This window comes from Mesorhizobium sp. M0808 (genome assembly GCF_040320025.1).
Classification (GTDB): Bacteria; Pseudomonadota; Alphaproteobacteria; order Rhizobiales; family Rhizobiaceae; genus Mesorhizobium.
Window position 1 is genome coordinate 1 of the sequence record NZ_JAMYOX010000036.1, and the last position, 17,085, is coordinate 17,085.

16 protein-coding genes and 1 pseudogene are annotated in these 17,085 nt (G+C 58.2%); 8 read left to right on the forward strand and 9 right to left on the reverse strand.

From position 1 onward, the window contains the following. The 3 genes from NKI25_RS28300 to NKI25_RS28310 all read right to left on the reverse strand — a co-directional run. Positions 1-181: TCP-1/cpn60 chaperonin family protein (locus tag NKI25_RS28300; protein WP_287249809.1), on the reverse strand; the 181-nt coding region annotated here is incomplete at its 3' end. A 66-nt stretch (positions 182-247) separates the two neighbouring features. Next, a complete protein-coding gene (gene groES / locus NKI25_RS28305; RefSeq protein ID WP_352453535.1) occupies positions 248-544 on the reverse strand; it encodes a co-chaperone GroES in 297 nt (98 codons plus the stop codon). A gap of 624 nt (positions 545-1,168) precedes the next feature. Further along, positions 1,169-1,360: a hypothetical protein gene (locus NKI25_RS28310; RefSeq protein ID WP_352594214.1), complete on the reverse strand. Its 192-nt coding sequence runs from the start codon at positions 1,358-1,360 to the stop codon at positions 1,169-1,171. A 1,610-nt stretch (positions 1,361-2,970) separates the two neighbouring features. On the opposite strand from NKI25_RS28310, the gene NKI25_RS28315 reads away from it, so the two are divergent. Next, positions 2,971-3,267: a hypothetical protein gene (locus NKI25_RS28315; protein ID WP_352787304.1), complete on the forward strand. Its 297-nt coding sequence runs from the start codon at positions 2,971-2,973 to the stop codon at positions 3,265-3,267. A gap of 35 nt (positions 3,268-3,302) precedes the next feature. Here the strand turns inward: NKI25_RS28315 and NKI25_RS28320 are convergent, their stop codons facing one another. Continuing rightward, positions 3,303-3,590: a hypothetical protein gene (locus tag NKI25_RS28320; protein WP_352787301.1), complete on the reverse strand. Its 288-nt coding sequence runs from the start codon at positions 3,588-3,590 to the stop codon at positions 3,303-3,305. 1,003 nt (positions 3,591-4,593) lie between these two features. Here NKI25_RS28320 and NKI25_RS28325 point away from each other — a divergent pair. Together NKI25_RS28325 and NKI25_RS28330 are read left to right on the forward strand one after the other, a co-directional pair. After that, positions 4,594-4,890 (forward strand): DUF982 domain-containing protein, encoded by a 297-nt coding sequence (locus tag NKI25_RS28325; protein ID WP_352787298.1) that lies wholly within the window; start codon positions 4,594-4,596, stop codon positions 4,888-4,890. 93 nt (positions 4,891-4,983) lie between these two features. After that, entirely contained in the window at positions 4,984-5,232 is a 249-nt protein-coding gene (locus tag NKI25_RS28330; RefSeq protein WP_352787295.1) for a DUF982 domain-containing protein, read from the forward strand. A gap of 173 nt (positions 5,233-5,405) precedes the next feature. On the opposite strand, the pseudogene NKI25_RS28335 reads toward NKI25_RS28330, so the two are convergent. The 4 genes and pseudogenes from NKI25_RS28335 to NKI25_RS28350 form a co-directional block, all read right to left on the reverse strand. Beyond that, a pseudogene (locus NKI25_RS28335) lies at positions 5,406-6,104 on the reverse strand (IS6 family transposase). Between the two features lie 334 nt (positions 6,105-6,438). Then, a complete protein-coding gene (locus NKI25_RS28340; RefSeq protein WP_352827933.1) occupies positions 6,439-7,530 on the reverse strand; it encodes a radical SAM protein in 1,092 nt (363 codons plus the stop codon). Beyond that, positions 7,527-8,780, reverse strand: coding sequence for an APC family permease (locus NKI25_RS28345; RefSeq protein ID WP_352787291.1), 1,254 nt, complete (start codon positions 8,778-8,780; stop codon positions 7,527-7,529). The genes NKI25_RS28340 and NKI25_RS28345 overlap by 4 nt, the downstream gene beginning before the upstream one ends. A gap of 251 nt (positions 8,781-9,031) precedes the next feature. Further along, the gene (locus tag NKI25_RS28350) at positions 9,032-9,778 is read right to left on the reverse strand and encodes a YqcI/YcgG family protein (protein ID WP_352787290.1); all 747 of its coding nucleotides are present in this window, start codon (positions 9,776-9,778) and stop codon (positions 9,032-9,034) included. A gap of 505 nt (positions 9,779-10,283) precedes the next feature. Between NKI25_RS28350 and NKI25_RS28355 the strand changes: the two genes are divergently transcribed. Further along, positions 10,284-11,111 carry a GNAT family N-acetyltransferase gene (locus NKI25_RS28355; protein ID WP_352787288.1) on the forward strand — a complete coding sequence of 276 codons (828 nt, stop codon included), beginning with the start codon at positions 10,284-10,286 and terminating at the stop codon, positions 11,109-11,111. A 413-nt stretch (positions 11,112-11,524) separates the two neighbouring features. Here NKI25_RS28355 and NKI25_RS28360 read toward each other — a convergent pair whose 3' ends face one another. Then, entirely contained in the window at positions 11,525-12,178 is a 654-nt protein-coding gene (locus tag NKI25_RS28360; RefSeq protein WP_352787286.1) for a TetR/AcrR family transcriptional regulator, read from the reverse strand. Positions 12,179-12,445: 267 nt separating this feature from the next. Between NKI25_RS28360 and NKI25_RS28365 the strand changes: the two genes are divergently transcribed. The 4 genes from NKI25_RS28365 to NKI25_RS28380 all read left to right on the forward strand — a co-directional run bounded on the left by NKI25_RS28365 (position 12,446) and on the right by NKI25_RS28380 (position 17,059). Next, positions 12,446-13,561, forward strand: coding sequence for a sugar ABC transporter substrate-binding protein (locus tag NKI25_RS28365; RefSeq protein WP_352517368.1), 1,116 nt, complete (start codon positions 12,446-12,448; stop codon positions 13,559-13,561). Positions 13,562-13,629: 68 nt separating this feature from the next. Continuing rightward, positions 13,630-14,595, forward strand: a complete 966-nt coding sequence (locus tag NKI25_RS28370) for an ABC transporter permease (protein ID WP_352787284.1) — start codon at positions 13,630-13,632, stop codon at positions 14,593-14,595. A gap of 8 nt (positions 14,596-14,603) precedes the next feature. Next, the gene (locus NKI25_RS28375; RefSeq protein WP_352578180.1) at positions 14,604-16,109 is read left to right on the forward strand and encodes a sugar ABC transporter ATP-binding protein; all 1,506 of its coding nucleotides are present in this window, start codon (positions 14,604-14,606) and stop codon (positions 16,107-16,109) included. A gap of 8 nt (positions 16,110-16,117) precedes the next feature. Further along, positions 16,118-17,059 carry an ABC transporter permease gene (locus NKI25_RS28380; RefSeq protein WP_352496352.1) on the forward strand — a complete coding sequence of 314 codons (942 nt, stop codon included), beginning with the start codon at positions 16,118-16,120 and terminating at the stop codon, positions 17,057-17,059. The last annotated feature ends 26 nt before the right edge of the window (positions 17,060-17,085 follow it).

Sequence of the window (17,085 nt, forward strand, 5' to 3'; positions counted from 1 at the left end):
CGATTTCCTTGGCGACGGTGACGCCGTCCTTGGTGATGCGCGGTGCGCCGAACGACTTGTCGATGACGACGTTGCGGCCCTTGGGGCCGAGCGTGACCTTCACCGCGTCGGCGAGGATGTTGACGCCGCGCAGCATGCGCTCACGAGCGTCACGGGAGAATTTTACGTCTTTGGCAGCCATTTTTAGCTCCTGGGCATTTCGCCCGAAATTCAGATTGGATGGTGCGGAATGAAAGGCGGCGGCGTGTCAGCCGATGACGCCCATGATGTCCGCTTCCTTCATGATCAGAAGGTCTTCGCCGTTGAGCTTGACTTCGGTGCCCGACCACTTGCCGAACAGGATGCGGTCGCCGGCCTTGACGTCCAGCGGGACGAGCTTGCCGACCTCGTCACGGGCGCCGGAACCGATGGCGATGATCTCGCCTTCCTGCGGCTTTTCCTTAGCCGTATCGGGGATGATGATCCCGCCGGCGGTCTTCGCTTCGGACTCGACCCGGCGAACGACCACGCGGTCATGCAGCGGCCGGAAATTCGACTTTGCCATTTTTGGATTTCCGGTGCGGATGTTGAACGGTTCTCCGTTGCCGGAGCGTGTTTAGCACTCACCAGAAGCGAGTGCTAACGCGGCAGTGAGATAGGCCGTAGGCTCCTGCTAGTCAAGACGGAAGAGGGACGGGCGAAGAGCAAACGAGCGTGGAAGCACCGAGCCTTTTACGTGAACGACGTCGGAGATAGGACATGGATGAGGCGGCTCACCATTTGTAATTGAAGGCTTTATTCATTTGGCACGATCGGTGCAGCGGATGATCCGCAAACGTTGCGCGCGACCGATATAATGAGAGGTGAGCGCCATCAGGATTCCCGCGTTAACGGTCCACTCGGTCTTTACGGTGTGGCCGCCCGCGGGCGCCAGGACTCCGGCCACCCGATAGTCACCGCAAGAACTGGCTGCGCATCGCCGCTGAAGGCGCCAGGATGGACATTCTGCTGAATTTACCTGCGGCGCTGTTTCATGGACGCGCGTTTGGGCCCGCCATTTTCTATTGCCCGCCTCGGCTCATGCGGGGCGTGGCGTTCTGGGAGGATTTGCTCACCATGGTTCATAGTGGCGGCGCATACGTCCGGTGAGCGCCTCACCTGAGGCTACATGGCGGTCGTGGAGATTGCCTCAGAAGCGGCGCCCAATCGGAAACCTTAGCACCTCCGCGTTTTGGCGTGGCTGCTTGAACTCTTCGACGGCAACTGCCTCAATTAGCAGGTCCAAGGCTTCGCGTCCCCTTCGACTCATCGGGTCATCGCCACAAAGGTAGTCATACGCTCGATCTAAATGCACTCGGGCGGCGGAAAAATCGCTTGTCATAGGACCCTCTCTAACTGCCCGCATTGCCGTCTACGAGGTGAAGGTCGCGCAATCGTCAATATCTACAGACAAATTTGAATTAAATCGGAGATGATCGGGGGAGTAGCTAGGATGTCACCCACGGTGACTGAACCGGTCGACATCGACGCCGAGGTCTCGGCATTCCCTCGCGCGGCTGGCGGCCGAAGTCCCCTGACATGATGCCGCCGTCGAGCCCGCCGACGATCACTCGCTGGCGCTCGGTCGGATCATAAATGCCGAGCACCCCGTTCCGAGACCACCTTTGACTTCCGTTATTCGATGCAGACGCGCGGAATCGGCCCCGTTTTTTTTCGGCGTAGAGCGAGAGGCCGGCCGCCAGGTCCCAGGCCGGTTGGCTCCAAATCGCGCGGTCGTGTGGATCAGGTTTGTCCACACCACTTAGCTATACGCGGGGGGCGACAATGCCATCGAAGAAGAAATGGCGCAGGTATTGGGTATCGATCCGTCGGAGCACCCAATCCCGCCCGCAACGCGGTTCGCAGCCATCTCGACCGATTGGTGGACTCCTGACTGCGGGATCTAAGGAGCTTTTCCTAGCCTATAGCTAAATTGAAAGACGCCGGACCCCCGATCGCGCCAACCGCGACCCAACCTACTGGACTCCAGGGCGAAAAGAGCGCGTGCGGCTCGAGCGACTTGCGAGGAAAAGGTAATGGCCCGTCGGCATGACTGACTCCGACTGCCTGAGCGCCGGCATCGCCTTTCAGTGCGCGCAAGGGGAGCGTTCCGGTGGCCAATGCTGCTGTTGGAACGGAGCAGGTGGGTTGTTCTAGCAACACGGTTGAGTGCCCGGGGTGCCAACAATGAACAAATGCGCAGGAACACTCGATCCGCGCTTTCGGCAGGCCTGCCTACAACCTGTGCAAGTGCACAGGTAGCGAAGGTGCGCGCATTCAAGCACGTTTGAGTGTCGGCGCAATTTCCATGCCGACCACCAACGGAGATTTCTGCGATGACCAACAACATTCGACTAATGAAAGCGAGCGAGATTCCCGCCTTCGTTGACAAGATGATCGAGGCTGGCTGCGGGAAGGTACCCTGGCGCAAGGTAAAAAGAATCGTAGAAGAGTTTGGCGATCGTGATCACCTGCTCCGGAGATCGTTGCCTACCTTCGCTCGATTGGTCGGTATATAGAACCCGAGTCGTCGACGAGCGAGGGCCGGAGAACGCACTAAACACGCACTCGAAGTTGGAGCGCATAAAGGACTGATCGGACACGGACGGGCATCGACGCCAACGAGCTGTGGTTGCCAACAGGGCAATACCTCGTCTTCTCCTACTGGGCACCACCGACAAGGGCCGATCGATGACTGGTTCGCCGGGCCGCCGCGCCCCCTGCAAAAGTCTGCGACGACTTTGGTGCCTTTTTGGAAACTTCCCCGGTTGGACGGTATGGGGGGTCTCCAGCGGCACCGATAGAGCGACGTTTGGTGACGTTATATAGAGGCCCGAGAGCCGTGGCGCACTGGCAGAAGACGGCTGGACACCTTTGACATCGCATCCACCTTGACGAAACTCTTCCCTGGAATTGGATACCTGTCACCGTGACCTACGCCGAGGCCGCTTGATGGCGACAATAACCCACGTCTTCACAATCGACCACGTTTCGCAAATGATCGGGGAGGATCTCGAGCTCCTTCAGGCGATCGTCAGCAACGATGACAATCTCAGCTATGGCAGTATCATCAGTGTCCATGACGGTACGGAGAAGGCGATAACCGCTCTCACCGACGACGGCATTGACGAGCTAACACAGATGCTTGCCCATGCTCGCCGCTCGGCCGAAAAGTGGAACGACTTCCTCGATGACTTCGTCTCGGATCCCGACAGCATCGCGCGAATCAAGGCGAGGTCTTCGGCGTAAGACCGACGGCTGCGGCAAAGTTGAGGACAAGCCGATCAATATGGTTCCTTTGCCGCCACCTCGTCCAGAGTAGCGGTAAGCCGGTTTATCTGCGAGGCGGTTGCAGCCAGCTCCGGGCCGTAACGGGTCACGAGATATTCCCGGTTCTGGCTGAGGGAGTGAAGATGTTGGGCGGTTTTCGCGCGAAGGCGCAGCCTCGCTTCCAAGGCGAGTTCCGTGCGCGCCGAAAGATCGTGCTGCATTTTGCGGATCTGATTGGGGCTGTGCCCACGGTGGAGCAAAAGCGCGGTCAGATAGAGTTCGATCGCATGGATCGCCGACAATCTGAACGCGCTCGAGTGAGCGGTTTGCCTGGCCGGCCGAGCCGAAGCAGCAGGGTTGCCGCCTTGCGGTACTCTTCCGCAAGCTCGTGGATCTGCAGCGGGGAGGCTAGCTCTCCTGGGTATTTTCGTTCTTCAATCTCCATTAATGCAATTAAAATGGCACGCAGAAGTTTTGGTAAAGAGCAAACAATCGTATTCTTCGGCACTCTCCATTCTTGGCATCGCTATCGCAATTCCGAGCAAGACCTGCGGCAGTGGGATCTGCGTCGACGCGACCGCAGTGGTTCTCGACGGATGAGAAGGGCGCATGCCGCGCCTGGCTTGTCGTCGCCTCGCCGATCGGCGCCGGAAAAGATCAGGTGGGCGTCTCCCTGGGGGCCGGGCTGCGGGCTTCGCTGAAGCCGGCCTGCGGTCGTCTTCACCCCTTCAGGCACGCATCCCAAACGCAACCGCTGCCGCAGCTCCGGCGCTTAGCCTGGCTTGAGTACGGATAAAGCGCCTTGCCTCACACCCAGGTCTCTTCATCTCCGCTGCGAACCCGACGTGCTCGTTTCCCGCATCCGCCTCTCCATGCGTGATTTCGATCACAGGGCGAGGGTGCCTGGTAGCATTCCAGGGCTCGTTCAATCCATTCCCAGGCGCGGGCACCGTGCGCATACCGCAGGCGTTTTGTGTCGGCGAACTGGGCGGAGTTTCTTCTATGCAATCTGCATCACTGACCGGGTTGAGCTCGTCAATGACGTAGGCGAGGTTTCGAGCTTCCCTCGCCTGGGGTGTCAACTTGCCGTTCGAATTGGAGAGCATGCCGAACGAAGCGGAGAGAACCGGCCGCCGCTTGACCATTGAGAGCGCCTTGAGATGCTTCGGCCAATGGCCGATGGCATCACGCCCGCATTTTCCTCTTGAAGCGTCATCGCGCCGACAACACATTGTGCGACGATCGGCGGGGTCGATGCGGCCCCGTCTCACGTGAACTGGCGGTTCAGCAGGTCGGGAGGAAAAAATGAAGGCCGAGGCTTTCAGCAGCCCCATTTTCGTCAAGCGCTCCACCTACATCGTGCAAGAGATTGCAAGTCTTGCCGAGGCCATCGATCTTCTCGATGAATGGCCGCAAGATCGCAGAGATCGTGCCCACGAAACTGCCCTTCGGACGTGCCATGAGGCCTACGATGGGCACAAGCCTGTAGGTGCGCCGCGCAACGCGCTTTACGACTTTGCAAAGCAGGTTGGCATATTGGAAGATGCGACCTCTGCGATGCAGTGGATTGCAGCCTGCAAAGCAGGCACCGCAAAAGTCTAAATCCTATTCGCCGATGCGACTAGGGTGACGCGCGGCAGTAACATTCGGTTTAGCATGCGGCCTGTCGCCGGAGACTGGCTGTCAAGGCGGGAGATGGCCGGCTTGAGCAGGTTCGAAAGGCCAGTCATTGTGCAGGTTGGCCGCCATGGCTCCGAGCGTATCGTGCTCGACGTCAATGACGCCGCAGCTATCTTGCTGCGGGATATTAGTCGTCAGACCGAGAAGAGTAGGATAGCAATGGACGTATGTCTGCAAGTGCTGCAAGGGAAGGCTCGGTCGCCAGTTGCTCGACGCGCTTTCGTCGCGGCCGCACTCGAAGCAAAGATACTGCGCGGCGATTAAACCGAACTCTGGCACAGGGTCATCTCTTCGGCCTCTCGCTGCCTGATACAGCCGTCGGATATCACCCATCAGACCGCGGCATGGGACGAGCAGTTGGGTTTGAAGCCAGAGCGCGTCGTGGTTCTGTCGCAAACTTGGAAATGGGATAGTGAACGGCCATTTCGGCCTGTCCGTCAGGCTGCGAGGATATCGAACTGCTCGACGATCGACGGACGGGGATTGTAGGCATACCTCGCCTGTCGCTTGCGCATCATATGGATCATCTCGATGCCGGAGAGGATAACCACGGCGCTCGCCTGTGCCTTGAAGCCGAGCATGGATCGAATGCGTCGCTTGATACGCCGGTGATCCTGTTCGATCCGATTGTTGAGATACCGGCTTTTGCGGATGATGATCGGCTTCAGTGGTCGCCGCAATCGCTGCCGCAGGCGGCTTCAGCGTTGCAGGAAAGGATAGCCTCGTGATTGGTCTGGCTGCCGTCGATGACGACGCGCTCCGGCCGGCCATGGCGCGCCAGCGCCTTGCGGAGGAAGCGTTTGGTCGCCACCAGGTCGCGGTTTTGGCTGAAGAAGAACTCGACCGTGTCGCCAAGGCTGTCGATGGCCCGGTAGAGATACATCCATTGGCCGCGGACCTTGATGTACGTCTCGTCCATATGTCACTTGCTGCCGACAGTACGCTTGCGCCGGTTGAAGCGCTCCAGCAGCTGCGGCGAGAAGTGGACGACCAAGCGATGCACGGTGGAGCGGTCGACCTTCAAGCCGCGTTCGGTCATCATCTCTTCCAGATCGCGCAGGCTCAGATTTGTAGGCCAAGTACCAGCGCACGCACAGGAGGATCACCGACTGGTCGAAATGACGGCCCTTGAATATCACGTGCTCCTCCATAGCTGACGAGCGTTCCATGCCATGCTCCGCTTACCGAAAGGTTTGCGACAGAGCCGCTCATGTTGCCGCGGTTCGCCGAACAGGCCGACAAGGAAGGCTGGCCAACTGCCCGCTTTTTCGTCGCGACTATCGAAGCATCAGTTGGCCGAATGATGCGATCGACGTCGCATCGCGCGGCATCTCGCCGAAGCCCGTCAGCGGACTTGAGCTTAAGCGCGCGGCTGACTTTCTCTCTCGCGTTCCCATACTCCAGCTCCGTCAAACACCTTCGCCTCAGCGTCTACCAAAGCGGCAGCAGGCCATGTCGTACCCTTCAGCCCTACAACCACTGTTTCCACAGCATGAATTCGATCTTGCCGGGGACATCAAGATGCTCCGGAAAATCGGGAAAGGAAATGGGCTTGCCGTCGCGGACGAAGATGGCGACATCATTGCTGCCATTCGTCGCAACATAGTTTTCTCGCCTCATTTTTCCGCCTTTGGAGTCGAACACAAATCGTGTCGAATTGATCCATGATGGTGAAATGAAGTTAAGATGATCAGCGATCTGCCAGACGCGACCCAAACGCACGCGGAATGCTGCAGAGAAGTTGATGGGATCTGGGATGAAGATTGAGAGATTGCGTACGCCAATCTCGTCAAGCCTCTCCAGGAGCCGACTGAGAACTAAATGATGATCATTTGTGTTGCGCAACAACGGAAATTGATTGTAGAGCCTGATTCTGCGCCGTCGAAGCTCTTCGATTTTTTCAGATACATCTGCGCAGATTTCATACGGATGCACAATGTGAAAAACAACGCGGATATTGTGCATGGCAAAGATTTCAATTTTCTCTGGTGTGAAAGCATCCGGTTGATACACAATAGCTCTTGTATGAATACGGATTGACTTTACCGATGGAACCGAGCGAATCCCCTCTACGATTACCTCCAGCCGGGATGTTGGCAGGATCAACGGATCTCCGCCTGATAGGATCACCTCCGTGACCTCTGGGTGGGTGCGTAGATATTCAAGCAGCTGGCGCAGATCTGCATTCTGTCCATTTCGCGGGTCAACGGCATTGTTCTCTGTAAGCACGTCTGTTCGGAAACAATACTGGCAATGCCCAAAGCACTTCGAGGTGGGTAGGAACAGGATGCGGTCGGCGTATTTTCTGATAATGGACGTTTTGTTCGTATCGCCGAGCGCATTTGATCGGTCATCGACGAAGTCGTTCACCTCATTGGGAGCCCTCAATGAGATTTTGTCCTGCGTTGGAAAGGACGCTCGATGAAGCGGCCCCAGATGATTGCCTAGCGCCTCAACTTCTTCCCTGATTTTCATTTCATAGAATGGCGTGACCTTCACGGGCAGCAGTCCCTGCTTGATAGAGATGGTCTTGAACGCCTCATTAATAGAGGACTGGTTCATGTTAGTTCCGCCCGATTGTTGCGGTTCAAAAAAATGGCAATGAGGGCGATAAATGCAATATAAGGGAGAGAGACTCCGGCGCCGAGTATGATCAGCACAGCGGGAATGACAATCACAGCAGCGAGTAGCCTCGAAACCAATCCTTGCCTGAGTCGGACCAGTGCAATCGCCGAAACGACGTAAATGGCAAGAAAGTTCATTCCGGCCAAGCTGAACATTAATTCGATATTGAGCAGCCCAATCTGGTCACAGGCGACGACTATGATCAGGGCTGCAGCCACGCAATAGACACTGTTGCGAGGGGCACCATTGTGCAAGCAACCGAGACTGGCGGGAAGGAAGTGTCGTCTGGAGAGGTAGAATACCAGCCGTGAGACGGCCACAACTGACCCGAAGAGATTGGCAGCGACCAGCGATACGCCAAGCACGGGAACCAGCCAATGTGGAGCGGAAGGTGCGATTTGCGCCGCAGCCTGGAATATTGGCACATTGAAGTTCGACTTAATATCAGCGATATGCACGAGCGCCGCGCTGCCGACGTAGACGGCGCAGATCAGAATGAAGGCAAAGACCATTGCTCGGCCAAAATCCCTCTTAGGATTCCTAAAATCCGCGGACAAATGGGACGCGATCTCCCAACCGGTGAAGGAGAAGAAGATCAGCGGAATCTGGCTCGCAATCGACGGGAAATCTGAGGGTCGACCGAAGCGGACACCGTTGGCCCGTATTGCCAGCACGATTAGCACAAAGAGAGCGCCTACCAAAAGCGATAAGGACCAACCGCCCACCAGCTTCACGCCACTGCGGAATGTCTCACCGGCGGACAGGGCGAAAAAGCCAGCAAGCAAAATAAGTAGCGCCGCAATCAGATGAACATCAACACCGGGCCAAGTTAGCTTTTGTAGGTAGGCCGAACCCACAATCGCGATAGATGGCAAGCCCAAAATTACTGCTCCAAGAAAGAGCATTGACACGAGCAGTTCAAGGTATTGGCCAAAAGCAAGTTTAGCGTAGTACGCAACACCGCCGGCACTCGGATATGCACTGCCTAAGATAACCATCGTGGCGAGGATCGGCGCAGAGAGCAGCGAGCAAGCCACCCATACATAGATGCCGTCCCCGCCAATTTTTGCGAACACTAGTCCTGGGAGCACAAGAATGCCGGATCCAAGGATCACTGTAACTATAAGCAAACTCCCTGAGGCGAGTCCCAAATGTCCCGTGAGTTCGTTATCGATAATATCTTTCATAATACCCTCGCAAAGGTAACCTGGCTCGCTGTAGTAGTCACACAGATACGTGCATCCCCCACCTACCGAGACGAGTGATCTCATTCACGAGTATGTAGTACGGGGTATCGCCGCCGGACTCTCACTTTCAAGCTGTTGGTTCTGCTCACCGTCCAGACACGACGCGGCACAGCTTCAAGTATAACTCGGAACTAAAGATGACAGCCGCAATATAGGCGGAGCGGATGGCGAATCCGCTGGTGTACTGTCAATCATTTGAAGTGCAGAGGGCACTCGAGTGGGGCCTCCTCATTGTTGTCGGGGATCATGTATTGCGGCCACTGCGCTTCGCCGAGAAGGTAAGACCCCAGCAACGGGCTGTGTGCGACATCGTCGTAGATGTCGATGTTGCGCCTGATCGTTGCTGTTATGGCTCTGCCTTTCCGATCAGCGGGAGCAGCTATGTCGAAGATCTTGCGCGGATTTATAACGAATGCCAGCCCGGGGCCTAGGTTTCTACTTTTACGAAGAACATGCCCTGGATGACTTACATTCACGAAAAGTTCACAGCCGTCAAAGCACATCGTCCAAGTATGATGCGCAGGATCCTTGGATACGTGCGCAGGCCAAGTTCCGTGATCCTCATCCACTAGAAACTGCATCGCTTCTATGAATACCGTCTTGAAATGATCTGTGGCTGTAAGAGTGATTATTGGCTCAAAAAGCACAAGTAGTGGGCAATGGTGGTTTAGGTCGATGGAGCGAATATTAGTGTGTGCGATGTAGGTGCGTAGCCCAGAAGCCAAAACATTAAGGTCATATTGTGAAGTCTCGAATTTGTATGGAATGAGGAGGAAGCGTAAATTGCCTCGTTTGACCGCGTTCTGCCCGAAAATACAGGGAAATTTAGGGCGGGTTCCTGTCTCGGCTTCGAACTTCGACAGAACGTGCGAAATCGCTGCGTGGCCCCACCAGAATTCAGCCGTGAGGTTGGCAAGTTCTCCTTGGTTGATCAGCATGTCTTTCTCCCAATTCGATTTGGCAATCCATTGTTGGAGTTCGTTGCGCAGACGGATTTGTGCATGCGGCGTGCATGTATCCGATTGCCCGCGAGCCGTGCTATCGCCGTCACCGCCTTCCCGCCGAGAGCTGCGCCCACACGGTGTGGCTGTCTCTCCGCGCGGCTCAATCCGGCAAAACGACAAATCAAAGCCGGGGCCTGAAAACACCTGCTAGTTGAGAGATGCCGGATGTGCCGCTGTAATGCGCAAAATCTTCCGTCGGCTCGGAAAGCTCACTTTTCGCGGGTAGACCGCATGTTGGGCGGCCTGGTCATGGTTGATGTCTCCTCGGTCCGTGCCTCAGCGCGTTTGCGGATAGCCCTGCATGCATCGTGCCGAACGAGGATATCGTCTCAAAACAATACGATCACTCATAGAGCGCTGTGTCTCATGTCCTACATCGTCGAGGATCCGACAATGAGTATGCGGAAGAACCCGATCAGGATGAGAGTCCCACCGTTGATTGTCGCCGCTCATCCCGCCCCTGAGAGCCTGGGTCAACCGGAAGCTTCTGAAACGAGCCGGCCTGCCGAGCATGCTGCCCTGCGCCGCCACTGAGATAGGCGTGCAGGGCCGCCACGCATGTTTCGGCGTTCCTGTTGTTGTCCCTTTTATGGGGCGGAACGACTGTGAGATTGGCTTCGCGATAATTCGGCGTGCGCTCCTGAGCCCTGAATCGGAATCCGACGCGATGCGAAAGCAGCAAGTCGGCAAACGACCCCATTCCAATCATCGAGTCAAATCGTTTAAGATCGCGAGAGCTGTCATTGCGGGGCAAAAATGGAAGATGGAACTGCTTTCGATGACATTCGAAGAAGGGATCGGTCGTCAGAACCAGATCGCGGTCCTTCTACGGCAAGCTTTCCCCGACATGCAGGAAAATTTCTATGGTTCAACTAAGCCGTGGAAGCTGGTGTTGGGTATAGAAGGCGTTGCGGTCGTCGCACACCTGGCGGTTTACGTCCGCTCGGTGCTGGTTGATGGTGCACCAACTGAAATCGGACTGCTGGGCGGCGTTGCCGTCGCTCCCAGCGTCAGGCGTAGGGGCGTTGCTCGCGCATTGATAGCGCAAGCTCATTTATTGCTGCGCCAACGGCGAGTTAGCTTTTTCGTCCTCTTTGCCTTGAGCACAAACACTTTGTCCTCAGGCTATGTCTCAATGTTAAATCAGACAACCTTCACCGAAGCTGGCATCAGAAAACAGTTCGTCTACAGGGGTGGAATGGTTGCAACCCTAACAGACGAGCCGTGGACTGCCACGCTCCTTGATCTCGAAGGTGAGGTGGTGTGATCCTAACATCCATCCGGCGCTTCTACCCCGGCGAACGTCAGGTGGAGCTTTGAAGCTAGACAAACCAGCCACGAAAGCGGCCGTTCCGCTTTCCACCTCATCTCAGCCGTTCGCGTTTATGGGTTCACGGCCTAAGCTAATCTAAACTAAGCCCTGGAAACTCCCATGCCGCATCCACTTGAGTTCGCTGAAGAACGGATTGACGATGTTGTTGAGGATGACGCCGACGAGGTTGGATTTTCCGGTGCGCAGGCGCGCCGCCGAAGCATCGCGCCAGCACCTGCTTGCGTGTCGCTTCGGAGGGTCGGCCGGTTCCCGAAAGCACGTAAGATGCCGTTGCGACCGACGCCTGCCACCGCCGCGACTTCCTTGATTCCGGACCGTTTCAGGGAATGTGCCGCCGGCCGGTAACGTCAAGCGGCAACGAGCCGCATGATCGTATCGATATTGAACTGGATGCGCTGCTCCAGGGCGTCCTTAGCCATCAGGTCCCGCTCGTAGATGATCGAACCGGTGAAGCGGTTTGTCAGGTAGTAGTAGCCGACGGCCGCGATGGTGATGTTGAGCTGCACGGGATCGATGCCGTCGCGGAGGACGCCCGCCTTCACCCCGCGCTCAAGGATGCTCGAGACCAAGTTCACGAGCTTCCTGCTGGAGACCTTGACAATCTCCGACTTTTTCAGGTGCTTGGCTCGATGCAGATTTTCGCTGTTGACGAGCGTCAGAAATTCCGGGTTCTTCAGGTAGTATTCCCAGGTGAAGCGCACCAGTTTTTCGAGCGCTGCCTTCGGGTCAAGATTTTCCAGGTGCAGCTTCTGCTCGGCGTTGCGAATATCGAGATAGGCCTCTTCGAGAATGGTCTGGAATAGGCCCTCCTTGCTCTCGAAATAGTGGTAGATCATGCGCTTGTTGGCCTTCGCTTTCTCTGCGATGTCGTCGACGCGCGCCCCACCCAAGCCTTTCTTTGCAAATTCTTTTTTTGCCGCCTCGAGGATGCGCGCTTTGGTGGCTTCCGCGTCGCGGATGCGCGGTTTTCGTCCCGGTTTTTCGTTTTGTTCGCCCGTCATGTTTTGCGCCTGCCCTCTGCCGCGGTCGGGATTTCTTCCCTGCAACTCATACACGCGCGTCGCCGTCCGTCACAGCCGTTCGACGCGATTGCTTGTCTTGATCATACTGAAACCGCTTGACTTGGGCAAACTAAAAGAAGTAACTGGTTAGTGCGTTAAATGGCGTAGGTCACGCCGGAGCGCCTCGCCCGAAGGCAAGGCTCTCCTGTCGACAGCAGCGCCAGTCGTGACGCGCGAAGCGTTTCAATCGAAGATTGGGAGGAACCAATGTCGACCTTTATCAAGGATTTCATCGAGCGCGAAACGGTCAGCCGTCGCAATTTTCTGTTCGCAGCTGCGGCCGGCATGGGCGCGGCTGCCGTGCCGGGACTATTCGGTGGCGGCATCGCACGCGCCGCGCTGACAGACCCGGCGATTGCCTGGAGCTACCGCGACCGCGCCTCGGCATACTGGAACTCTGTCGTCTCCGGCGGCGAGGCCTTCGTGGAGTCGCTCGGCAAGCCGAAGAGCACACTCATCAGCCTTATCAACGAGGGCTCGACGGAAAAGTCGCTCGCTGACATCAAGGCCTTCCTTGCCAAGAACAATGGCAATTGCGCCATTGCCTGCGATGCCAATGACAGCCCGAATGCCCGTCCGGTCGTCGAGGCCGTTCAAGCTGCCGGCGCCTATGTGTCGACGATCTGGAACAAGACCGACGACCTGCACCCTTGGGATTTTGGCGACAACTACGTCTCGCATATGACCTGGTCGGACGAAAAGCCGGCGGAAGAAACCGCCCGCATCCTCTTCAAAGCCATGGGCGGTGAGGGTGGCGTGGTCCATCTCGGCGGCATCGCAGCCAACAATCCGGCCGTCGAGCGCCTCAACGGCCTCAAGAACGCACTGAAGGACTTCCCGAAGGTCGAGCTGCTCGATGCCGAGCCGGCCGACTGGGACACACAGAAGGGCGCGGCACTGATGGCCTCGTTCCTGACGCGCTACGGTGACAAGATCAAGGGCGTGCATTGCGCCAATGACAACATAGCCTACGGCGTCATCGAGGCGCTGCGTGCCGAGGGCATCGAGAACATGCCGATCGTCGCCTATGACGGCAATCCGGAAGCCGTGCAGATGGTCATGGATGGTCAGCTACTCGCCACCGTCTTCACCAATCCGCATTGGGGCGGCGGCATCAGCGCTGCACTCGCCTACCATGCCGCCATCGGCACCTTCAAACCTTCCGAGGAGCCGAAGGAGCATCGCGAATTCTATGGCCCGACGATTCTCGTTACGGCCAAGGACGCGGCGGAATTCAAGGCGAAGTACCTGGATTCCGTGCCGACCTACGACTGGAAGGACTTCTGGGGCCCGTCGAACGGTCAGATCCAGTACAAGTCCTGACCATAGGCAGGGCGGCAGCCGTACGCTGCCGCCACATCTCCTGCGAAACCATTAGAGGGGTGTCTGACGTGACACGTCGCCTTTCGCGCGAAACCTTGATCAAGTGGGCGCCGCTACTGGTGCTGATCGCGCTGCTGATCTTTTTCACCGCACTCAACCCGACCTTCTTTTCCTTGCGGAACTTTGCCCGTATCGCGATCGCGGCGGCCCCGGCGCTCATGGTCGCCGTCGGCGTCACCTTCATCATCGTCATGGGTTCGATCGACCTTTCCATGGAGGGAACGGTCTCGCTCACGGCGGTCTCCTTCGCCTTCATCTTCGCCCAGCTTGGCGGCTCGCTCGCCGGCTTCGGCTGGATAGCCATTCCGCTTGTGCTCGTGCTCGGCGGCATGATCGGGCTCTTGAACGGGCTGGTGCATGTGAAACTGAAGATCCCGTCCTTCATGGCAAGCCTCGCCATGGGCTTTGTCGGCACCGGTGCCGCGATCCTGCTGACCGGCGGTGATATCGTGAAGGTCAGCGATGCCACCTTCCGCGGCCTGCTCACGGTGCGCTGGCTCGGCTTCCCGCTGATGGTCTATGTCGCGGCCCTCTTCCTGTTCGTCGGCTGGTTCATCCAAACCCACACGACGCTCGGCCGCAATTTCTACGCTGTCGGCGGCGGCGAGGACCTCGCTCACGCCTCGGGCCTCAACGTCACCCGCGTCCGCGTCACCGGCTTTGCGCTCGCCGGCGTCTTCTACGCCATCGCCGCGATCCTCGTCGTCGCCCGCATCGGGCAGGCGGAATCTGTGACGGGCGCAAACTTCATGTTCGTCTCCATCACCTCTGTGGTCGTCGGCGGCGTGGCGCTCTGGGGCGGCATCGGCGGCGTGTGGAACGCGCTCGTCGGCGTTCTTATCGTCAACGTCATCGACAACGGCATGGTCGTCATCGGTCTGCCCGATTTCCTCCAGGACGGAGTGCTGGGCCTCCTCGTCATTCTTGCGGTGGTGCTTTCCACCGACCGCAAGATGGTTTCCTTCGTTAAGTGAGGAGCGCCATGTACGAGCTGAAAGCCGTCGACAAGAAATTCCCCGGCGTCCACGCGCTGAAGTCTATCAATTTCCACATCAAGCGCGGTGAGATCGTCGGTCTCGTCGGTGAGAACGGCGCCGGCAAATCCACGCTGATGAAGGTCATCTACGGCGCCTACCAGCCGGATGGCGGCCAGGTCCTTATCAACGGCGCGTCCGTTCGCTTCGCCAATCCGCGCCAGGCGATGGAAAAGGGCATCGGGATGGTGTTCCAGGAACAGTCCCTGATCCCGAACCTCTCTGTCATGGAGAACATCTTTCTCGGCTACGAGCGCCAGTTCGTCCGCTTCGGCGTGGTCGACTGGAAGGCGATGGCGAGCGCGGCCAAGGCGCAGCTCGCCAAGGTGAAGCTCGACATCGACCCGGTGACGGTGACCTCGAAACTCTCCTTCGCCCAGCGCCAGCTTGTCGAACTCGCCAAGGTTCTGACACTGGAGGAGCGGGTGAAGGGCGACCTCGTCATCCTGCTCGACGAGCCGACCTCGGTTCTATCGAAGGAAGAGGTCGAGCTGCTCTTCAAGCTTGTGCGGGAGCTGACGACGCGCGCCTCCTTCATCTTCGTTTCGCATCGCATGGAAGAGGTGATGGAGCTCTCCGACCGCATCTATGTCATGAAGGACGGCGAGGTGGTCGACGTGGTAGAGCGGGGCGGCGCGACGGCGGAGGCCATCCAGCACAAGATGGTCGGCCGCAACGTCGACAAGCAATATTACCGAGAACACCTGCAGAAGCCGTTCGATGGCTCGAAGGTGCTGGTCGAGATGGCGGCCGTCGGACTGCCGGGCAGCATCCAGGATATCTCGTTCAAAGTGCATGCCGGTGAAGTCCTGTGTCTCGTCGGCACGGAAGGTTCCGGGCGCGAGGCGATCCTGCGCACGATCTACGGCATGCTGACGCCGGCGACCGGCCGTCTCAAGATCAAGGGCGCTGACGCCACAGGCTATTCGCCGCGCCAGTCGGTCGCCCATGGGGTCGGCTATGTGCCGCGCGAACGCAAGATCGAAGGCATCGTCGCCGGCATGAACGTCTACGAGAACATGACGCTCTCGCAGATGCGGAACCATTCGAGCGGGGGGGTACTGCGCGTTAACGAGGAGCGGGCGCTGGCGCGCGACTGGATCAAGAAACTCTCGATCAAGGCACATTCGGAATTTGCCGATTGCGGCAATCTCTCGGGCGGCAATCAGCAGAAGGTCGTGCTGGCCAAATGGCGTTCCGCCGGCTCCGACATCATGTTGCTCGACCACCCGACGCGCGGCCTCGACATCGGCGCGAAGGAAGACGTCTACGACATGATCCGCGCGATGGGCGAGGCAGGCGTCGGCATCGTGCTCGTCGCCGATACGCTGGAAGAAGGGATCGGCCTGTCGCACACCATCATCGTCGTCAAGGACGGGCGCATCCAGAAGCAATTCGCCTGTAAGCCGGGCGCCAAGCCCACGCCCTTCGACCTGCTGCACCATATGATCTGAGGGAAGAGATGGATATTCAGCGCCTCAAACCGCACCTACCCTGGATCACGCTGGTCGTGCTCGTCGCGATCGTCGGCGTCAACGATCCCGGCTTCCTGCGCCCTTCGAACCTACTCGGCATCGCCGGGGATATCGTGCCGCTCTTCATCATGGCGCTCGGGCTCACCTTTGCTATCTATATCGGGGGCATCGATCTTTCGGCCCAGTCCATGGCGAACATGGTGACGGTCGTCGCCTCGGTATATCTCGCCTCCATGGGGGCGTGGGTCGCCGTGCTGTGCGTGCTTGCCGGCTTCCTGCTCGGCATGCTCTCCGGTTATGTGACGACGCGGCTTTTCGTGCCGTCCTTCATCTCCACGCTCGCTGTCGGCGGTGTCGCCTTTTCTATTGCGCAATGGCTCTCCGGCCAGCGCGCACTCAACATGGATGCCACACAGCGCAACGAGACCTTCGGCTGGATGATCGGCCGCACCTGGGGCGTGCCGCATGAGCTGCTGATTGCCGCGGCGCTCGTCGCGATCTGCCTCTTCATCGAGCGACGCACGACGCTTGGCCGTGCCCTGAAGGCCGTCGGTGCCGGCGAACTCGCGGCCGCAGCCTCAGGCCTCAATGTCGCCCGCTACAAGATTCTTGCTTTCGCGATCTCGGGCGCACTCGCCGCCATTGCCGGCCTCCTCTTTGCTGTAAAGCTTTCGGGCGGTGCGCCGACGATCGCCAACGGCTTCCTGCTGCCGGCCATCGTTGCGGTGCTCGTCGGTGGTACGCCGCTGACAGGTGGCGTCGGCGGTGTCGTCAACACCGTGGTCGGTACGCTCATTGTTGCCGTCATCCGCGCCTCGATGCTCTATTTCGAGATCGACGCGACGCGCCAGCAGATGGTTTTCGGCGTCGTGCTGATCGTCGCCATCGCGCTGACCATCGACCGCGCAAAGCTGCGCACCGTGAAGTGAGGATCTGGCCATGAGCACCATGCGCG